20 protein-coding genes are annotated in these 18114 nt (G+C 56.4%); 7 read left to right on the top strand and 13 right to left on the bottom strand.

Annotated features, from left to right (window positions below; all coding sequences use genetic code 11):
• Positions 1–27: 27 nt before the first annotated feature.
• Positions 28–465 (top strand): transcriptional regulator SlyA, encoded by a 438-nt coding sequence (gene slyA / locus DEU53_RS03570; RefSeq protein ID WP_007892783.1) that lies wholly within the window; start codon positions 28–30, stop codon positions 463–465.
• A gap of 39 nt (positions 466–504) precedes the next feature.
• Here slyA and slyB read toward each other — a convergent pair whose 3' ends face one another.
• Positions 505–972: an outer membrane lipoprotein SlyB gene (slyB, locus tag DEU53_RS03575; protein WP_008110282.1), complete on the bottom strand. Its 468-nt coding sequence runs from the start codon at positions 970–972 to the stop codon at positions 505–507.
• Positions 973–1247: 275 nt separating this feature from the next.
• Here slyB and anmK point away from each other — a divergent pair, with 275 nt between their 5' ends.
• From anmK to pdxY, 5 genes are all read left to right on the top strand, one after another.
• Entirely contained in the window at positions 1248–2369 is a 1122-nt protein-coding gene (anmK, locus tag DEU53_RS03580) for an anhydro-N-acetylmuramic acid kinase (protein ID WP_110866044.1), read from the top strand.
• Between the two features lie 9 nt (positions 2370–2378).
• A complete protein-coding gene (locus tag DEU53_RS03585) occupies positions 2379–2708 on the top strand; it encodes an MliC family protein (protein WP_110866045.1) in 330 nt (109 codons plus the stop codon).
• A gap of 20 nt (positions 2709–2728) precedes the next feature.
• Positions 2729–3385, top strand: coding sequence for a pyridoxamine 5'-phosphate oxidase (gene pdxH, locus DEU53_RS03590; protein WP_101764536.1), 657 nt, complete (start codon positions 2729–2731; stop codon positions 3383–3385).
• A gap of 139 nt (positions 3386–3524) precedes the next feature.
• Entirely contained in the window at positions 3525–4799 is a 1275-nt protein-coding gene (gene tyrS, locus DEU53_RS03595) for a tyrosine--tRNA ligase (protein WP_008110275.1), read from the top strand.
• A gap of 56 nt (positions 4800–4855) precedes the next feature.
• On the top strand, positions 4856–5716 hold the full coding sequence (pdxY, locus tag DEU53_RS03600) for a pyridoxal kinase PdxY (RefSeq protein WP_101764534.1): 861 nt from the start codon (positions 4856–4858) through the stop codon (positions 5714–5716).
• A 113-nt stretch (positions 5717–5829) separates the two neighbouring features.
• Here the strand turns inward: pdxY and gstA are convergent, their stop codons facing one another.
• From gstA to dtpA, 3 genes are all read right to left on the bottom strand, one after another.
• A complete protein-coding gene (gstA, locus tag DEU53_RS03605) occupies positions 5830–6435 on the bottom strand; it encodes a glutathione transferase GstA (RefSeq protein ID WP_199559682.1) in 606 nt (201 codons plus the stop codon).
• A 99-nt stretch (positions 6436–6534) separates the two neighbouring features.
• Positions 6535–7416: a LysR family transcriptional regulator gene (locus DEU53_RS03610; RefSeq protein ID WP_110866047.1), complete on the bottom strand. Its 882-nt coding sequence runs from the start codon at positions 7414–7416 to the stop codon at positions 6535–6537.
• Between the two features lie 147 nt (positions 7417–7563).
• Positions 7564–9069 (bottom strand): dipeptide/tripeptide permease DtpA, encoded by a 1506-nt coding sequence (gene dtpA / locus DEU53_RS03615; protein WP_101764531.1) that lies wholly within the window; start codon positions 9067–9069, stop codon positions 7564–7566.
• A gap of 653 nt (positions 9070–9722) precedes the next feature.
• Here dtpA and DEU53_RS03620 point away from each other — a divergent pair.
• Positions 9723–10412, top strand: coding sequence for a CTP synthase (locus DEU53_RS03620; RefSeq protein WP_110866048.1), 690 nt, complete (start codon positions 9723–9725; stop codon positions 10410–10412).
• A gap of 142 nt (positions 10413–10554) precedes the next feature.
• On the opposite strand, the gene nth is transcribed toward DEU53_RS03620, so the two are convergent.
• The 9 genes from nth to ydgT form a co-directional block, all read right to left on the bottom strand.
• Positions 10555–11190: an endonuclease III gene (gene nth / locus DEU53_RS03625; protein WP_110866049.1), complete on the bottom strand. Its 636-nt coding sequence runs from the start codon at positions 11188–11190 to the stop codon at positions 10555–10557.
• Complete coding sequence (locus DEU53_RS03630) at positions 11187–11888, bottom strand: electron transport complex subunit E (protein ID WP_110866050.1); 702 nt, start codon at positions 11886–11888, stop codon at positions 11187–11189. Before DEU53_RS03630 ends, nth begins: the two co-directional genes overlap by 4 nt.
• On the bottom strand, positions 11881–12516 hold the full coding sequence (gene rsxG, locus DEU53_RS03635) for an electron transport complex subunit RsxG (protein ID WP_101764528.1): 636 nt from the start codon (positions 12514–12516) through the stop codon (positions 11881–11883). The genes DEU53_RS03630 and rsxG overlap by 8 nt, the downstream gene beginning before the upstream one ends.
• A gap of 2 nt (positions 12517–12518) precedes the next feature.
• Positions 12519–13577: an electron transport complex subunit RsxD gene (gene rsxD, locus DEU53_RS03640; protein WP_110866051.1), complete on the bottom strand. Its 1059-nt coding sequence runs from the start codon at positions 13575–13577 to the stop codon at positions 12519–12521.
• Entirely contained in the window at positions 13578–15767 is a 2190-nt protein-coding gene (gene rsxC, locus DEU53_RS03645) for an electron transport complex subunit RsxC (protein WP_110866052.1), read from the bottom strand.
• Complete coding sequence (gene rsxB / locus DEU53_RS03650; RefSeq protein ID WP_110866053.1) at positions 15760–16338, bottom strand: electron transport complex subunit RsxB; 579 nt, start codon at positions 16336–16338, stop codon at positions 15760–15762. The genes rsxC and rsxB overlap by 8 nt, the downstream gene beginning before the upstream one ends.
• The gene (gene rsxA, locus DEU53_RS03655) at positions 16338–16919 is read right to left on the bottom strand and encodes an electron transport complex subunit RsxA (protein WP_101764524.1); all 582 of its coding nucleotides are present in this window, start codon (positions 16917–16919) and stop codon (positions 16338–16340) included. The genes rsxB and rsxA overlap by 1 nt, the downstream gene beginning before the upstream one ends.
• Before the next feature lie 123 nt (positions 16920–17042).
• Entirely contained in the window at positions 17043–17486 is a 444-nt protein-coding gene (locus DEU53_RS03660; RefSeq protein WP_110866054.1) for a DUF2569 domain-containing protein, read from the bottom strand.
• 110 nt (positions 17487–17596) lie between these two features.
• Positions 17597–17812, bottom strand: coding sequence for a transcription modulator YdgT (gene ydgT, locus DEU53_RS03665; protein ID WP_167391211.1), 216 nt, complete (start codon positions 17810–17812; stop codon positions 17597–17599).
• Positions 17813–18114: the final 302 nt, after the last annotated feature.

The raw sequence follows: 18114 nt of genomic DNA on the forward strand, positions 1-18114 counted from the left end.
CTAGCAAGCTAATTATAAGGAGATGCAATGGATACGCCCTTGGGAACCGATCTGTCTCGTCTGGTGCGCATTTGGCGCGCGTTAATCGATCAGCGTTTAAAACCGCTTGAGTTGACACAAACACACTGGGTGACGCTACACAATATTCATCAACTCCCGCCAGAGCAGTCTCAAATTCAGCTGGCCAAAGCGATCGGCATTGAGCAGCCTTCACTGGTGCGCACGCTGGATCAGCTGGAAGAGAAAGGATTGATCACCCGCGCGACCTGCGCCAACGATCGTCGCGCCAAGCGCATCAAGTTGACCAAGCAGGCTGAGCCGATTATCGAGCAGGTTGAGAATGTAATTGATGCCACGCGCGATGACATTCTTTCCGGCATCAGCCTGGAGGAGATCAATCAGATGGTGACGCTGATTGCGCGGCTGGAAAAAAACATTCTTGAGTTTCATAACCGCGAGAAATAAAAAAACCGACGCCAGGCGTCGGTTTTTTTATCTGTCCGCTTAACGAGGCGAAACGGTAACCTGGCTGCCGTTTGACGCCATCACGACGCGCTGGCCAACCGAGTAACGGGTGGCAGCTTGCTTCTGCACCACCATGATGGTGTTACCATCATCCTTGCGGATTTCCAGCTCGACACCGTCAGATTTGTTGACCGCACCCTGAACGCCCTGACCGGCTACGCCACCGAGTACCGCACCGCCAGCGGTTGCCAGACTGCGACCGCTGCCGCCGCCAATGGTGTTACCGAGGAAACCGCCCAGTACTGCACCACCAATTGCGCCAATCACGTTGTTTTCATCGCCGCCCTGGATTTTCACCGGACGAACAGAAACCAGCGTGCCATAGGAAACACTTTGTACTTGTTTAGCTTCGCTGGCGCTGTAAACGTCACCGGAAAGGGTGCTGTCGTTGGCACAACCTGCCAGAGTTAAGCCGGTCAACGCCACGGCTACAAAACGCTTAATCATCAGAACGCTCCTTAATGCAAAAAAACGCCATATTTCTCATCCTGTACTGCACAGAGTATAAGACAGAAAACTGGCAAATGACGCTAAGTCCGTATAAAACGCGGCTGGGGCGAAGCATAGACCATCGTCCCTCAACAAAAATTCAATTACCCAACGAAAATATTGCTGAGCTGGAATGCACTGTGCAGTGACGCTGAAAAGCGGAATTTTATCATAGAATTAGACCCGGTAATTTGCCAGGCTTAAGCCAGACGATGTTAAGGGAGTGAACCGCTATGAAATCAGGACGCTATATTGGCGTGATGTCCGGCACCAGCCTTGATGGCGTGGACGTGGTACTGGCGGCCATTGATGGTCAAATGGTGGCGCAGCAGGCCAGCTATTGTCATCCCATCCCGCAGGAATTGCGCCAGCAGGTGCTGGCCATTTGTCAGGGGCAAACCTTGACGCTGTCGCAGCTCGGGCAGCTGGATACGCGGCTGGGCAAGCTGTTCGCCGAGGCGGTTTTAACCTTGATGCACCAGCAGTCGCTGGAGGCCAGCGACATCATGGCGATTGGCTGCCACGGACAAACGGTGTGGCATGAGCCGCAAAGTGATGCGCCGAATACACTGCAAATTGGCGATAACAACCAGATCGCGGCGGCAACCGGCGTCACGGTGATTGGGGATTTTCGTCGCCGCGACATGGCGCTCGGCGGGCAGGGCGCGCCGCTGGTGCCGGCTTTCCATCAGGCGTTATTGATGGACAGCGCTGAGCGCCGCATGGTGCTGAACATCGGCGGCATCGCTAATCTGTCACTGCTGATCCCCGGCCAGCCGGTACGCGGTTTTGATACCGGGCCGGGCAATATGCTGATCGATGCGTGGATTTGGCGCAACAAAGGTTTGCCGTACGACAAAGATGCCGCCTGGGCGCGCAGCGGACAGGTGGTTCCAGCGCTGCTGGAGTTGATGCTCAGCGATCCGTGGTTTGCACTGCCGCCGCCAAAAAGCACCGGGCGCGAATATTTCAATCTCAGCTGGATCGAGCAGCAGTTGCAGCGTTTCCCGGCGCTGGCGCCACAGGATGTACAGGCTACGCTGACTGAGCTGACGGCGTTAACCATTGCGCAGCAGGTGCAGCTCAACGACGGTTGCGATCGTCTGTTGGTCTGCGGCGGAGGCAGCCGAAATCCACTGCTGATGGCGCGGCTGGCCACGCATCTGTCGGGAACGGAAGTCGGTACCACCGACGAAGCGGGCATCAGCGGTGATGATATGGAAGCGCTAGCCTTTGCGTGGCTGGCGTTTCGCACATTAAATAGGTTACCGGGCAACCTGCCGGCGGTAACGGGCGCGCGGGATATGAGCGTATTGGGCGCAATTTACCCCGCCAATCCCCGACTTGGTCGTTAAGAGGTAAAAATGAAAAACATAATGATGATACTGAGCAGCGTGGCGCTATTAAGTGGCTGCGGCATGATGCATAAGCAGGAAGAGGCACCGCAACAGCTGCGCTATCAGTGCGGCACTTTGCCGCTGACGGTTACTCAGGATAACGCGAAGCAGCAGGTGAGCTTTATTCTGGATGGTAAGCCCCTGACGCTGGCACAAACGGTGTCGGCCTCTGGCGCGCGCTACAGCGACGGCACTTACGTCTTCTGGTCAAAAGGCAATGGCGCTTTTGTTGAACGTAATAACAAAATCGTGATTAATGATTGTGAATTGCAGAACGCGGATACCTCCGTTCAGTAAACGTGAGAAAGAGAAACAGCATGAGCGACAGTGACAGCTTGCAACATATTGCCCATCTGCGTCGTGAATACACCCGCGGCGGGCTGCGACGTAAAGATCTGCCCGATAACCCTTTGGCGCTGTTTGAGCAGTGGCTGCAGCAGGCCTGCACCGCGCAGTTGCCGGATCCGACGGCAATGACGGTCGCCACCGTTGACAGCAGCGGCCAACCTTATCAGCGCATTGTGCTGCTGAAGCATTACGATGAGCAAGGCATGGTGTTCTATACCAATCTCGGCAGCCGCAAGGCGCTGCAGCTGGCAGAGAATCCGCGTATTTCGCTGCACTTTCCATGGCACTTCCTTGAGCGTCAGGTGATGGTGCTGGGCGAAGTGGAAAAACTGTCGCCGCTGGAGGTGCTGAAGTACTTCAGCAGCCGCCCGCGTGATAGCCAGATTGGCGCATGGGTGTCGAAGCAATCAAGCCGCATCTCGGCGCGCGGCGTGCTGGAAGGCAAGTTCCTCGAACTCAAACAGAAATTCCAGCAGGGCGACGTGCCGCTGCCGAGTTTCTGGGGCGGCTACCGTGTCAGATTCCACACCGTGGAGTTCTGGCAGGGCGGCGAACATCGTCTGCACGATCGCTTCCTCTACCAGCGTAATGACAATGGCTGGTCGATTGACCGTTTAGCCCCGTAAAACTGCGTTTTATCCCCTTTCAATGCTGGCGCAGTTGGCGTCAGCGCTTTATGCTATAGCCCTCTTTTTTTTCGTCTCCGCACGTCAGCGGAAAGCTGTGTACCAGCCTAGGTGCAGTCTGATCAATTTGGAGTCAGTGATGACCAGCAGTAACCTGATACAACAATTGCAAGAAAGGGGCTTAGTCGCCCAGGTAACGGATGAAGAAGCGTTAGCAGAGCGACTGGCGCAAGGGCCAATTGCACTCTATTGCGGCTTCGATCCTACCGCTGATAGCTTGCATTTGGGCCATCTGGTGCCGCTGCTCTGCCTGAAACGTTTTCAGGATGCCGGACACAAGCCGGTCGCGCTGGTGGGTGGTGCCACCGGTCTGATTGGCGATCCCAGCTTTAAAGCAGCAGAACGTAAACTTAACACCGCTGAAACCGTTGGCGAGTGGGTGGATAAGATCCGCAACCAGGTCGCGCCTTTCCTCAGCTTCGATTGCGGCGACAACAGCGCGATTGCCGCGAACAACTACGACTGGTTTGGCGGCATGAACGTGCTGACCTTCCTGCGCGACATCGGTAAGCACTTCTCAGTGAATCAGATGATCAACCGCGAAGCGGTGAAACAGCGTCTGAACCGCGAAGATCAGGGCATCTCTTACACCGAGTTCTCCTACAACCTGCTGCAGGGTTATGACTTTGCGGAGCTGAACAAGCGTCACGATGTGGTGCTACAGATTGGCGGTTCCGATCAGTGGGGCAACATCACCTCCGGTATCGATCTGACGCGTCGTCTGCATCAGCAGCAGGCGTGGGGCTTGACCGTACCGCTGATCACCAAGTCTGACGGTACCAAGTTCGGTAAAACCGAAGGTGGCGCAGTGTGGCTGGATGCGAAGAAAACCAGTCCATACAAGTTCTACCAGTTCTGGATCAACACTGCGGATGCCGACGTATATCGCTTCCTGAAGTTCTTCACCTTCATGAGCATTGAAGAGATCAATGCGCTGGAAGAAGAAGACAAAAACAGCGGCACAGCGCCACGCGCGCAATACGTGCTGGCTGAGCAGGTGACGCGTCTGGTGCACGGCGAAAGCGGCTTGACTGCGGCAAAACGCATCACCGAGAGCCTGTTCTCCGGCAGCCTGAGCGCGATGACCGAAGCGGACTTCGAGCAACTAGCGCAGGACGGCATGCCAACCATCACGCTGACGGCAGAAGACGATTTGCAGCAGGCGCTGGTGGCGGCTGAGCTGGTGCCATCACGCGGCCAGGCGCGCACCATGATCGGTTCTAACGCGGTATCGCTGAATGGCGAAAAACAGTCAGATGCGGAGTACCGTTTCAGCGACAGCGATAAACTGTTTGGACGTTTCACGTTGTTGCGTCGCGGTAAAAAACATTACTGCCTGATTAACTGGCAGTAAGCGTTCAGGGCCGGCTTCCGGCCCTTTTTTATGGCAAGACAGCAGTACAGGGCAAAATGAAAAATATTCTCGCAATTCAATCTCACGTTGTTTACGGACACGCCGGTAACAGCGCTGCCGAATTCCCGATGCGCCGCATGGGCGCAAACGTTTGGCCGCTGAATACCGTGCAATTTTCTAATCACACCCAATATGGACACTGGACCGGCACCGTAATGCCCGCCACGCATTTGACCGACATCGTTAAAGGCATTGCGGCAGTTGACCGCCTGAAAACCTGTGATGCGGTGCTAAGTGGCTATTTGGGATCGGCGGAGCAGGGCGAACAGATTCTGGAGATCGTGCGTCTGGTGAAAGAAGCCAATCCGCATGCGTGGTTCTTCTGCGATCCGGTGATGGGCCATCCGGAGAAAGGCTGCATCGTGGCGCCGGGCGTGGCGGAGTTTCACTGTAAAATGGCGTTGCCCGCCAGTGACATCATCGCCCCAAACCTGCTGGAGCTGGAGATGCTCAGCGGCCATGAAGTGGCCAACGTCGAGCAAGCGGTGGTTGCGGCACGAGAACTGATTAGCAAAGGCCCGAAAGTGGTGCTGGTGAAACATCTGGCGCGTGCCGGACGTCGTAGCGATCGTTTTGAGATGCTGCTGGTGACCGCCGATGAGTGCTGGCACATCAGCCGTCCGTTGGTGGACTTTGGCGTGCGTCAGCCGGTTGGCGTGGGCGATCTCACCAGCGGTCTGCTGCTGGTCGATCTGCTGCACGGCAAGTCGCTGCAGGATGCGCTCGAGCACATCACCGCGGCGGTTTATGAAGTGATGCTGAAAACCCACGAAATGGGCGAGTACGAATTGCAGTTGGTGGCCGCGCAGGATGCGATTGCCAAGCCGACACAGCATTTCGCCGCTGAAAAGCTGTAAATTCCCCGTGAGGTGCGCAGTCCTGCGCACCTGCCATTCAGCTCACCATGAATGACGATCCAACGATCTGGGGCGTACGCACTGATAGCGACCCGACGAAGAATAGCGCCGGATCAAACCAAACCTTCCGCCTTCAATGCCGCTTGCACCGCTGGGCGCTCTGCAACCCGATTAAACCAGGCATCCAACGCATCCAGTCCCGCTAAATCCAGCTTGATGGCTTTAGCCCAGCGCGTCACCACGAACAGATACACATCGGCAACGGTAAAGCGTAATCCCAGCAGCCACTGTTTATCCTGCAACGCCTCATTCACCTGCTGATACTTTTTCTCCAGCTGCGCACGGGCAATGGTTTTGTACTCTTCCGGCGTATCCGGACGGAACAGCGGGCTAAAACTTTTGTGCAGTTCGCTGCTGACAAAACTCAACCACTCCAGCGTGTGATAGCGCGTCAGGCTGCCGGTCGGTGCCAGCAGGTGGCGATCCGGCTTAAGATCCGCCAGATATTGTACAATCGCCACGCCTTCGGTCAGGATGCTGCCATCGTCAAACTGCAGCGCCGGCACTTGTCCTTTCGGGTTAATCTGCCAGTAATCTTCTCCCTGCTCGGTCACTTTCTTCTGCAGGTCCACGTTCACCTGGGTGAAGTCGAGCCCGCATTCCAGCGCGACAATATGCGGTGATAGCGAACAGGCACCGGGCTTACAATAGAGTTTCATCATGGCTTCTCCTTGAATGTTGTGGTGATCAAAGCAGCATAAGTCTGCCAGGGATATTTACCCGTGACTGCGATCAGGAATTGCGGTCACCGTTCAGGTTTATTCAGCAAAGCATGGCAGTAACGGCAGCTTTTCGAGCGCAAAATCCCAAAATTGCCGCACTTTAGGCGTCATATTCTTCACACGCTGGGTCACTAACTGCACCGGAAGCGGCGCGGGTTCCCATTCTGGCAGCAAGCGCAGCAGTTTCCCGCTGTGGATATCGTCAAGAACCTGATACGACAGCAGCCGTCCGATGCCGTGTGCGCTGCGCAGCGCTTCCAGCTGGCTCTCCACATCATTAACCCGCAGACGCGGCGTGATGCGCACGCGCAGGTCGTGAGCGAAGCGCCACTCGCGCGTATGGCGCAGGCTCGTCACTAACGCATGTTGAGTCAGTTCAGTGGGATGAACAGGCGTGCCAGCCTGTTGCAGATAGTCGGGGCTGGCAACCAGCGTTGAACGCACAGTGCCAACCTGACGCGCCACCATCGAAGAGTCCTGCAGTGCACCAATGCGCAGCGCGATATCGAGGCCGTTCTCGATCAGGTCCTGATAGCTGTCGCTAAGCACCACTTCAATCTGCATCTCCGCATGCTGTTGCAGGAAGGCATTCACCAGGGGCATGACGTGGCGACGACCAAACTGCACCGGCGCGGTTAAACGCAGCAAGCCATGCAGGCCGCTGTGGTGAGCGCTGTCGATGGCGCGCTGATAATCGCTCAGCACGCGCTGTGCCTGCTCAAACAGCTGCCAGCCAGCTTCGGTGGGTGCCAGCTGGCGTGTGGTGCGTTCAATCAAAGTGGTGGCGAGGCGGGCTTCAAGGGTGTTGAGGGTGCGCGTGATCACCGGTGGCGATCGCTGTAACAAACGTGCGGCGCCAGCCAAACTGCCTTGCTGGATAACCGCGACAAAGACCTCAAGCTCATCAAACCTGTCCATGCTTATTCCACTCAGATTAACAGTGAGCCGACATCATGAAGTTAAGCGAGCAAAAAGCGAAGTGTGGGTAGCAGAAATCGTTAAAGGAAATGTGAATGGCGGCGAAATAGTGGGTAGAAAAAAGCCGGGACATGCCCGGCTTTCTGCTTACTGATTGGCGCTGGCGCGTTTCAGTTCAGTTTGACTATCATCCTGCGTCATGCGGTTCAGCAGTGGCGCGGTGATTAACATCAGCAGGGCGATCACGCCGGTGGCGATACCAATCTGCTGGAACACATGGCTGTAGACCGCCAGTGACGTGTGTGGATCGGTCACATCATTCGGCACCGCCATCAGGTTCGCGACTTTACCGGCAATCATTGCCGCACCCGCGGTGGTCAGGAACCACGAACCCATGATGAAGCCCATTAAACGCTGTGGTACCAGCTGTGCCACCATTGCCAGGCCCAGACCGGAAATCATCAGCTCACCAATGCTCTGCAGCGCATAGCTAAGGATCAGCCAGTTCACTGAGACGATACCGGCTTCGTTGGCAAATTTGGCACCAAACGGCAGCACCAGGAAGGCCGCTGAACACAGCACCATACCGAAGGCGAATTTGTGTGGCATCGGCATTTTATCGCCAAGCTTGTTGTACACCGCGGCCAGAATCGGGCTTGCCAGCATGATCCAGAACGGGTTCAACGCCTGGAACTGCTCCGGCTCAAAGGTGATGCCGAGAATCGCGTGCTCAACGTTGCGGATAGCGAAGAAGTTGAGTGAGGTCGGCATCTGCATGTAGAGCACGAAGAACACAATCGCTTCAACCATCAGCAGGAAGGCCACGATCATCTTACGACGTGCTGCCCCCTTCAGCGCGAAGGCTTCTTTAGCGAAGATCACCACGATACCTGCGGCGATGACGCCCAGCGTCATACGTGCGATGCTCTGGTGATGCAGCAGCCAGGCCGCCAGCGCAATCAGTGCTACCACGCCAATCAGCGTCATCAGCAGTTTACCCATCTGCAGCGGGGCAAAATCCGGCTTGGATCCGTAGTTTTTCACGACACGCTGGAAGAACAGGAAGTTCAGCAGCGTGATCACCAGACCGACAACCGACAGCGAGAACGCGGCGCCCCAGCCATATTTCGCGGCCAGCCACGGTGTCAGCATCATCGAGAACAGCGAACCGATGTTGATCGACATGTAGAACATAGTGAAGGCACCGTCGAGGCGCGCGTCATCTTTCTCGTAGCAGGTCGACAGCAGGGAAGACGGGTTAGCTTTAAACAAACCGCTACCTACCGCGATAGTCGCCATGCCGATATACACCATTGAGGTGTCATGGCCGGAGAAGGCAATCAGCGCATAACCCAGCGCCAGCACCATTACGCCGAGCACGATGACGCGTTTGGTACCCAGCACTTTATCGCCGAGCCAGCCGCCGATGGCGACTAAACCATACACCAGCGCGCTAAACGAGGTGAACAGCGTAATGGAGTCCGCTTCGGACATGCCCAGCTGTTTAACCAGGTAAACCGCCATGATGGCTTGCAGGCCGTAGTAACCAAAACGTTCCCACAGTTCGATGGAGAAGATCAGATAAAACGCTTTCGGTTGCTTAAAAGCGTTGAGGCTTGGCGCCCCGTCAGTGTGTTTGTTTGCAGTTGACACGTATACCTCAGTTTTAACATAGCCTGTTTTGCGACAGGAATTAAGTCTGCGTCGGGCTGGGTAATCCCGCGCAACATTGTTATTAGAAAGGAAAAACGGCGACTAATTTGGCTGAATCAGTCCAACAGGGCAAGCATTTTCTGCACGCTGAAATACTTGCAATAGGTAGGGTTAATGCCGTTATACAAAGTTGTAAATCAGTGTTAAATCTCGCTTGAGGGCATTATATCAGGATAAACAGGTGAAATGCAGATCGTGAAGATCATTTTCCTGATATAAACTGCTCAGAGCGGATTTATCAGAACATAACGCTAAAGACCATAATTTATACAGAGATTATTATTGCCGTTGTACACAATATAAGCACAACAGCTTGATTGGTGAGCGTAATAAGCAGTCAAAAGATTCCAGAACGCTAATTAGTTGATCCTGCGCACAAAACCACGAATTAATTATCAGGGTAAAAGAAGAAAACGTTTGCGTAGCTGACATCTGGCGAAGATTAGCGCGGTCTGACACCTTATTTGGCAGATAAAAAGGCGTCCATAAGCGCAATGCGTGGAAACGAAAGCCGCATAAATCGACGTTTAAAGGCGTTTAGACAGCGGGTTAACTTTGCTGTAACCTCCTTTTTTCCCTGAAAGGACGTAGTCATGATGAAGTCGATTCGTGTCGCCCTGATTGGCGATTACCGTGCTAATGCCGTTGCGCATCAGGCCATTCCTCCCGCTGTACAACTCGCTGCAAAAACCCTTTCACTCAACGTCAGCGCCGACTGGATCGCCACGCCGGAACTCAATCAGCACAACCTCAATGATTACCAGGCGATTTGGCTGGTTCCGGGCAGTCCTTATCTCAATGATGCGGGCGTGTTTGCCACCCTTCGCTGGGCGCGGGAAAGCGGTAAGCCATTTTTGGGCTCGTGCGGCGGATTTCAGTACGCCATCGTTGAGTACGCGCGCAATGTGCTGGGCTGGGAAGATGCGGTGCATGCGGAAACCGATCCCAGCGGTCGCTGGGTGATTGCGCCACTGGCCTGTTCGCTGGTGGAACAGCGTGGCAGCGTGACCTTCCAGCCGGGTTCACGTATTGCTCGGGCTTACGGTGCGTTACAGAGCGATGAGGGTTACCACTGCAACTTTGGCGTCAACGCCGAGTTCAGCGCAGCGCTGGCGACGCAGAATCTGCAGATCACGTCGTGGGATATGGAAGGCGACGTGCGCGGCATTGAATTGACCGATCACCCGTTCTTTGTCGCCACCTTGTTCCAGTCCGAGCGGGCAGCGTTACAAAACCGGCTGTCGCCGCTGGTGGTCGACTGGTTGCAGGCCGCCGCAGGTTAAATACGCAGCTTGTCTATGGCGTAATGCGTGTCAGTTAAGCCAGCAGCGAGTGCGCTGGCCGGGGCCCGCTATGAAGCTTTAGTGCGCGCAGTTGAAAAGGGCACATTTGCCGTGACGCAGCAAATGTGTCAGAGCCCGCGATTCAGAGTTCGGTTTTGGCGTTGAATTCACACAGATCTTCGATCAGACAGGATCCGCAACGCGGTTTGCGCGCCACGCAGGTATAGCGACCGTGCAGAATCAGCCAGTGATGGCAATCGACTTTAAACGCCGCCGGCACCACTTTCAGCAGCTTATCTTCCACTTCTTCCACATTCTTGCCCGGCGCAAAGCGGGTGCGATTGCTGACGCGGAAAATATGTGTATCAACGGCGATGGTCGGCCAGCCGAAAGCGGTATTCAGTACCACGTTGGCGGTTTTACGCCCGACGCCCGGCAGCGCTTCCAGCGCCGCACGATCTTCCGGCACTTCGCCACCGTGCTGTTCCAGCAGAATGCGGCAGGTCTTGATAACGTTCTCCGCCTTGCTGTTAAACAGGCCGATGGTTTTGATGTACTCCTTCAAGCCATCCACGCCCAGCGCCAGCATCGTTGCCGGGGTATTCGCCACCGGATAGAGCTTCGCGGTAGCTTTGTTGACGCTGACGTCGGTGGCTTGCGCGGAGAGTAACACCGCAATTAACAACTCAAACGGCGTGCTGAAGTTCAGTTCTGTGGTCGGATGCGGATTCTCATCACGCAGGCGCGCCAGGATCTGCGCGCGTTTCTCTTTATTCACACCGCTTTCCCGGTTGCGCCTTGCGGCTCCGTTTCAGGCGCTGCCGCACGGGTGGCCGCACGCTGTTTCATCTTCTGATCGATCAGGTATTTTGCCGCCAGCAGCATGCCAAGGCCGATAAAGGCTCCCGGTGGCAGCATCGCCAGCAGCATCGGCGAATCAAAGTGCACCACTTCAATACGCAGCGCTTTGGCCCACGGCCCCAGCAGCTGATCCGCCCCGTTGAACAGCGTGCCGCTGCCAATCAGTTCACGAATCGATCCCAGCGTCACCATCGCGCAGGTTGCGCCCATGCCGATGGCAAAACCGTCCAGCGCCGAAAGCGGAATGCTGCTCTTTGAGGCGACCGCTTCGGCGCGACCCACCACAATGCAGTTGGTGACGATCAGCGGGATAAAGATGCCGAGCGACTGATACAAACCGTACGCATAGGCGTTGATCAGCATCTGCACGCAGCTCACCACTGAAGCGATGATCATCACGTAAATCGGAATACGGATTTCGGCCGGCACCCAACGACGCGAGGCGGAAATTGCGCTGTTGGTGATGGTCAGCACCAGCGTGGTCGCCAGGCCTAAACCGAGAGCGTTGGTCGCGGTTGAGGTCACCGCCAGCAGCGGACAGAGACCGAGCAGCTGCACCAGCGCGGAGTTATTTTTCCACAGGCCGCCGACCAGTAAATTTTTGGCTTCACTCATTTGCATCTCCACATTCAGGCAGCGAAGCAAGCTTCGCTGGCAGTGTTTCAATCAGCAGCGCGGTGCGCTTGGTGGCGTTGACCACCGCGCGTGGCGTAATGGTTGCGCCGGTAAATTGGTCGAATTCACCGCCGTCTTTTTTCACCGCAAAATTTTTGTCATCCGCGCCGTGGATCACTTTGCCATTGAAGCTGTTAATCCAGTCTGAAATACGCAGTTCGATTTTATCGCCGAGGCCCGGCGTTTCATGGTGCTCAACCACGCGCACGCCCAGCACTTTGCCGTGGAAATCGGCACCGACCAGCATCTGAATCGCCCCAGAATAGCCGTCTGGCGCGGTGGTCTCAAGCGCGGCGGCCACCGGCTGATCGCCTTTACGCGCTAAATAGAGATGGTGCGGGCGATCATTGCCCAGCGCCAGCGCATCGGTCACCAGATAACACTCTTGCTGGATGTGATTGTCGTACAGATCGGTCGGCACCACCTGATCTAACAAATTTTTCTGTTGTAGCGCGGTCTGATGCTCCACCGTCGGCTTGGTGACATAGTTAACCACCGCCGTCACGCCGGTGGTGATCACCGCAAAGGCCGCCAGCGTCACCGCATTTTTACGAATAGCTTCGATCATCTTCAATCCTTGCGATGGCCGTAAACGCGCGGCTGAGTGTAGTAATCAATCAGCGGCACACAAATATTGGCCAGCAATACTGCGAAGGCGACGCCGTCCGGATAGCCACCAAAGCTGCGAATCAGCCACACCAGTAAACCAATCAGCGCGCCGTAAACCAGGCGGCCGCGATTGGTGGTGGAGGCAGTCACCGGATCGGTAGCAATAAAGAACGCGCCGAGCATGGTGGCACCGGAGAACAGGTGAATCAGCGGTGAGTTAAGCGACTCCGGCGAGAACACCCAGCCCAGCGTGGCGCAGAACGCCAGCGAGACGAGGAAACTGACCGGAATGTGCCAGCGGATAGCATTCTTTGCCAGCAGCAGCGCACCGCCCAGCAGATAACCGAGGTTAACCCACTGCCAGCCAACACCGGCTAACACGCCACTATAAATCGGCTCCGCAAGCAGCTGTTCGGCGCTGTGCCCAGCACGCAGGCCGGTTTTAAAGGTATCGAGCGGTGTCGCCTGGCTGACGCCATCAACGCCGAGCTGCAGCTGCTGCATGGTTTCACCGGCCAGCGTATGGTGGGTGAAGATCATACTGAGCGAATCCAGCAGGCCGGGTTTGATCGCCTGCAGGCTATCGGGCGGCAGCCAGCTGGTCATCTGCACCGGGAAGGAGATCAGCAGCACCACGTAACCGACCATTGCCGGGTTAAACGGGTTTTGCCCCAAACCGCCGTACAGCTGTTTGGCGATGACGATGGCGAAAATGGTACCTAACACCACCAACCACCACGGCGCGAGCGGCGGCAGGCTGATGCCCAGCAGCAACGCGGTGAGCAGGGCAGAGTTATCGGATAAAGTCGGCAACACCGGCGTTTTACGCAGGCGCAGAATCGCCCCTTCGGTGGCCCACGCGGTGGCGGTGGCCAGCAAAACCTGAATTAAGAAACCGACGCCAAAGAAATACCATTGTGCGGCCATGCCCGGCAGCGCGGCAAACACCACCAGCAGCATGATATTGCCGGTGCTGCGGCGGTTGTGGGTATAGGGAGAACTTGCAATACGAAAAGCCATTTAATCCTCAGTCGTCGAAGGCTGCTGCTGCGCTTTACGCGCTTTGGCACGGGCGACCGCAGCGGCAATCGCCGCTTTGCGTGGGTCGGCGGAGTCAGGAGAGGCAGCAGCCTCCACTTCAGGAGATGTGGCTTCAGCCTGCTGCGCGGCAGCGGCGGCGGCTTTCTTCGCTTTGGCGCGCGCAATCGCCGCTTCAACGGCGGCCTTGCGCGGGTCAACTTCAGCAGCAGGTGCATCGGCAGGCGGCTCGGCGGGTGCCGGTGCAGCGGGTTGTGCGGAAGCGGCGGCTTTTTTGGCTTTGGCGCGCGCAATCGCCGCTTCAACGGCGGCCTTGCGCGGATCGACTTCAGCAGCAGGCGCGACGGCTGGCGGCTCAGCGGGTGCGGGTTCTGCCGCAGCGGCAGCTTTTTTCGCTTTCGCACGCGCAATCGCCGCTTTACGCGGATCGACTTCTGCCGCAGGCGCATCAGCTGGCGGCTCGGCAAGCGCGACGTCAGCCGCCGGTGCGCCCGCTTTCTTCGCTTTCGCACGGGCAATTGCCGCTTCCACCGCCGCTTTACGCGGATCGCCGGACTGACGACTCAGCGCCTGCGTTTCAGCTTGCTTCTCGGCCTGATGCGCTAAGGCTTGTGCATGACGCGCTTCGCGTTCCGCAGCATCCTGCTCCGGCGTTTTTTCCTGCCGCGCTTTCACGCGTGCCACGGCGGCGTCGAGTTCACCCTGATCGCTACGCGCCACGCGCTGTTTAGCCTGTTCATGACGCGCTTCACGCGCCTGTTTTTCGCGTTCGAGACGTGCCAGACGCGCTTCAAAACGCGCTTTCGCTTCGGCGGTACGTTTCGCTTCGAGATCGATGGCGCGCAGTTCGGCTTTTTCCTGACGATAATATTGCACCAGCGGAATGTTACTCGGGCAGACGTAAGCGCAGGCGCCGCACTCAATGCAGTCATCAATATTGTGCGCGCGTGCTTTTTCGTGATCGCCGCCCTGGCTGTACCAGAACAGCTGCTGCGGCAGCAGTTTCGCCGGGCAGGCATCCGCGCAGGCGCTGCAGCGGATACAGGATTGCTCTTGCTGATCGTTGCCCATTTCGCTGGCCGACGGCGCCAGAATACAGTTGGAGATTTTCACCAGCGGCACGTTCAGCGACGGCAGGGTAAAGCCCATTAGCGGGCCGCCCATGATCACCATCTGGCGCGATCCCGGCGTAAAACCGGCATGCTGCAGCAGGTGGCTGATCGGCGTACCGAGCCTTCCCCAGACGTTGCGCGGTCGCGCCAGCGCTGCGCCGGTCAGCGTCACCACGCGTTCGGTGATCGGTTCGCCGTCTACGATGGCGCGTTTTACCGCCCACGCGGTGCCGACGTTTTGCATCAGCACACCGATATCGGTGGAACGTCCGCCGTGTGGCACTTCGAGGCCGGTAAGAATCTGCGTCAGCTGTTTCGCGCCACCAGACGGATACTTGGTAGGAATCACGCGAATCTGCAATTCACGATCGCCGCCCAATGCCTGTTTCAGCGCGGCAATGGCTTCCGGTTTGTTATCTTCTATGCCGATCAGCACGCGTTCCGCCTGCAACACCCACGCCAGAATGCGGCAGCCTTCCAGCACTTCGGCAGCACAATCCTGCATTAAACGGTCATCGGCAGTGATGTACGGCTCGCACTCGGCGGCGTTGATGATCAGGGTTTTTACGCCGCGCAGGCCGCCGCGCAGTTTGGTGGCGGTCGGGAAGCCCGCGCCGCCTAATCCGGCGATGCCCGCATTGTGAATGCGTTTTACCGCCTCTTCACGCGACAGAGCGCGGTAATCGGGCTGCGGATCGAGCGTAGTCCAGCAATCTTCGCCGTCGGCACGCAGGAAAATGCACAGCTCGGAGAGGCCAGAAGGGTGCGCCGTCATGTGTGGCGCAATCTCTTCGATGGTGCCGGACGTTGGCGCGTGCACCGGCAGCATGCGTCCGCCGCCAAAGGTCAGCGGCTGGCCGCGCAGCACTTTGTCGCCGGGCGCCACGCAAATCTCGCCTTCATGGCCGATATGCTGTTTTAACGGAATGATAAAGCGCTCAGGCAGGGGTAACTGGCTCAGCGGCGTACCGTTGGACTGTGTTTTCATCTCAGGCGGATGAATGCCGCCCTGAAAATCCCACAACTTCTCTTTGCGGAACAGGTTTAACAAATTAAGCATGGGTTTCTACCGGGATCACCCGTACAGGAATGGTGTCGAGATTCCACTTCCAGTTGGCCGTGGTGGTGGCAACCGGGCGCATCTCAATGCAGTCGGTCGGGCAAGGCGCAACGCAGAGATCGCAGCCGGTGCAGACATCGCTCAGCACGGTGTGCATGGCGCGCGTGGCACCCACGATGGCGTCCACCGGGCAAGCCTGAATACATTTGGTGCAGCCGATGCAGTTCTCTTCATCGATCCATGCCACGGTACGTATCGGCTCCAGCACGTCTGCGCCGCCGTCGAGCGGTTGCGGTTCAACGTTGAGCAGCGCGGCCAGCTTGAGCATGGTCTGCTCGCCGCCGGGCGCGCACTTATTGATCGCTTCACCGTTGTTACCCACCGCATCGGCATACGGGCGGCAGCCGGGATAGCCGCACTGACCACACTGGCTCTGCGGCAAAATCTCATCGATCTGCTCAACAATCGGATCTTCTTCCACCTCGAAGCGACGTGAGGCGTAACCCAGCAGGGCACCAAACACCAGGCCCAATGCAGCCAGCGCGATAATCGCAATCCAAATCGCGGTCATTAGAATTTCACCAGCCCGGTAAAGCCCATAAAGGCCAGCGCCATCAGACCAGCGGTGATCAGCGCAATCGAGTTACCTTTAAACGGCGCGGGAACATTCGCCAGTACCAGACGCTCGCGCATGCCAGCGAACAGCACCATCACCAGCGAGAAGCCGAGTGACGCACTGAAGCCATACAGCGCCGCCTGCAGGAAGGTGTGGTTGAGGTTAACGCTCAGTAATGGCACGCCCAGCACCGCACAGTTGGTGGTGATCAGCGGCAGGAAGATACCCAGCAGGCGATAGAGCGACGGACTGGTTTTACGCACCACCATTTCGGTGAACTGCACCACAACAGCAATCACCAGGATATAGGCGAGGGTGCGCAGATAGACCAGATCAAGCGGCACCAGAATCAGGTGATTCACCAGCCAGGCGCAGATCGCCGCCAGCGTGATCACGAAAGTGGTGGCAAGTCCCATGCCAATGGCCGTTTCCAGTTTTTTTGACACGCCCATAAATGGGCAAAGGCCGAGGAATTTTACCAACACAAAGTTGTTCACCAGCACTGTGCCAACAAAGAGAAGTAAGTAATCGGTCATTTTTTAACCTGGGAAGCCGAAAGGCGTCTATTATCCGGAATTGAGAGGTGCATCTCAACCTTCAACGGGTTTGTGCGAGCATTGAGAGCACTCAGAATTAAATTGCTGACGAAACTCACGTCATTATGGCTGGATAAATGTCTGTTTTACGCGCTGAGAGCGTTTGAAATAGGGCACAAACACCGCAGCCGCCAGCAGCGACAGCAGTAAAGTCTGAATCGCTTTGCCATCGGCCACCGGCGTGAAGGCAAAGGTTTTTAACGCCAGCAAGATGGTCATCAGCAGCCACAGAATGTAATGGCGCGGTAAGCGACGCGAACGTTTACAGAAAATCCAGCACACCCAAATGCTATACGCCCATACCACCGCAGCAGTCAGCAGCGAGATCGACCATTGCGTCAGCAAAGTGCCGCCGTGTGAGAACAGCGTCGTGCGTAATTCGGGTTTAAACAGCGGGCTCAGATACATTGCCACCACCAGCGCACTGGTCAGCATGGTCATGATCAGCCACGCCAGCGGCAGCAGTAGCCAGCCAGCAATACGTGGCGGGTTCACCAGTAGGGTCATCGACAAGATCCTGTTTGCAGAGAAGAGGGCGATGCAGAGCGTATCATGTCCAAACGGGGCACGCCCGACCTGGACAACGCAAGAGCGCAGATAGAGAGGGGATAAATCAATTAGATCACGTAACGCCAGACAGTTTTCGGCACGCGGCCCATATCGAACAGACGTCCGCCAGAGACCAGTTCAGCACGTCGATGGTCGGCGGCGCGATACATATTGATGATCTCTTTATCATCAGTCAGCGAATAATTCAGATGGTCGTAGAGTTTTTCCAGACTATCGAGATTATTCACTTTGCGGAATTTCAGCAGGTAATCTAATGCAGTCATGATTGCCATTTAAATATAAAGTACTTGGAAGTGCCCAAGTATAGGGAGCACGCGGCGAGAGTCCATACGCGACTCATAAAAAAATACAAAATTCAGACAACATGCGCTAATTCGCTCATGAAACGACACTTTTTTGCCCTTTACGCGTTTTAAACGCGCATATAAAGTACGATTTAAGGCAAATTCAGGCCGGTATTTAGCGGGCTTGTGAGAAAATCTCACGCTATTAGCGCATTATTGGAAAGCCGTTATTTCTCCGTCTCTATAATAGGTATTTCCGATCGTGCTGCGAATGAATCCGC

The sequence above is a fragment of the Pantoea sp. AG1095 genome (genome assembly GCF_003208415.1).
In the GTDB taxonomy this organism is placed as follows: Bacteria; Pseudomonadota; Gammaproteobacteria; order Enterobacterales; family Enterobacteriaceae; genus Pantoea; species Pantoea leporis.

Excerpts from the sequence above, each read along its gene's own strand:
- rsxB (WP_110866053.1), bottom strand. The coding sequence starts at position 16,338 with ATGACCGCGATTTGGATTGCGATTATCGCGCTGGCTGCATTGGGCCTG.
- gstA (WP_199559682.1), bottom strand. The coding sequence starts at position 6,435 with ATGAAACTCTATTGTAAGCCCGGTGCCTGTTCGCTATCACCGCATATT.
- DEU53_RS03660 (WP_110866054.1), bottom strand. The coding sequence starts at position 17,486 with ATGACCCTACTGGTGAACCCGCCACGTATTGCTGGCTGGCTACTGCTG.
- rsxD (WP_110866051.1), bottom strand. The coding sequence starts at position 13,577 with ATGGCTTTTCGTATTGCAAGTTCTCCCTATACCCACAACCGCCGCAGC.
- ydgT (WP_167391211.1), bottom strand. The coding sequence starts at position 17,812 with ATGACTGCATTAGATTACCTGCTGAAATTCCGCAAAGTGAATAATCTC.
- tyrS (WP_008110275.1), top strand. The coding sequence starts at position 3,525 with ATGACCAGCAGTAACCTGATACAACAATTGCAAGAAAGGGGCTTAGTC.
- rsxA (WP_101764524.1), bottom strand. The coding sequence starts at position 16,919 with ATGACCGATTACTTACTTCTCTTTGTTGGCACAGTGCTGGTGAACAAC.
- slyA (WP_007892783.1), top strand. The coding sequence starts at position 28 with ATGGATACGCCCTTGGGAACCGATCTGTCTCGTCTGGTGCGCATTTGG.
- DEU53_RS03630 (WP_110866050.1), bottom strand. The coding sequence starts at position 11,888 with ATGAGTGAAGCCAAAAATTTACTGGTCGGCGGCCTGTGGAAAAATAAC.
- DEU53_RS03610 (WP_110866047.1), bottom strand. The coding sequence starts at position 7,416 with ATGGACAGGTTTGATGAGCTTGAGGTCTTTGTCGCGGTTATCCAGCAA.
- pdxH (WP_101764536.1), top strand. The coding sequence starts at position 2,729 with ATGAGCGACAGTGACAGCTTGCAACATATTGCCCATCTGCGTCGTGAA.
- anmK (WP_110866044.1), top strand. The coding sequence starts at position 1,248 with ATGAAATCAGGACGCTATATTGGCGTGATGTCCGGCACCAGCCTTGAT.
- slyB (WP_008110282.1), bottom strand. The coding sequence starts at position 972 with ATGATTAAGCGTTTTGTAGCCGTGGCGTTGACCGGCTTAACTCTGGCA.
- DEU53_RS03585 (WP_110866045.1), top strand. The coding sequence starts at position 2,379 with ATGAAAAACATAATGATGATACTGAGCAGCGTGGCGCTATTAAGTGGC.
- pdxY (WP_101764534.1), top strand. The coding sequence starts at position 4,856 with ATGAAAAATATTCTCGCAATTCAATCTCACGTTGTTTACGGACACGCC.
- rsxC (WP_110866052.1), bottom strand. The coding sequence starts at position 15,767 with ATGCTTAATTTGTTAAACCTGTTCCGCAAAGAGAAGTTGTGGGATTTT.
- rsxG (WP_101764528.1), bottom strand. The coding sequence starts at position 12,516 with ATGATCGAAGCTATTCGTAAAAATGCGGTGACGCTGGCGGCCTTTGCG.
- DEU53_RS03620 (WP_110866048.1), top strand. The coding sequence starts at position 9,723 with ATGATGAAGTCGATTCGTGTCGCCCTGATTGGCGATTACCGTGCTAAT.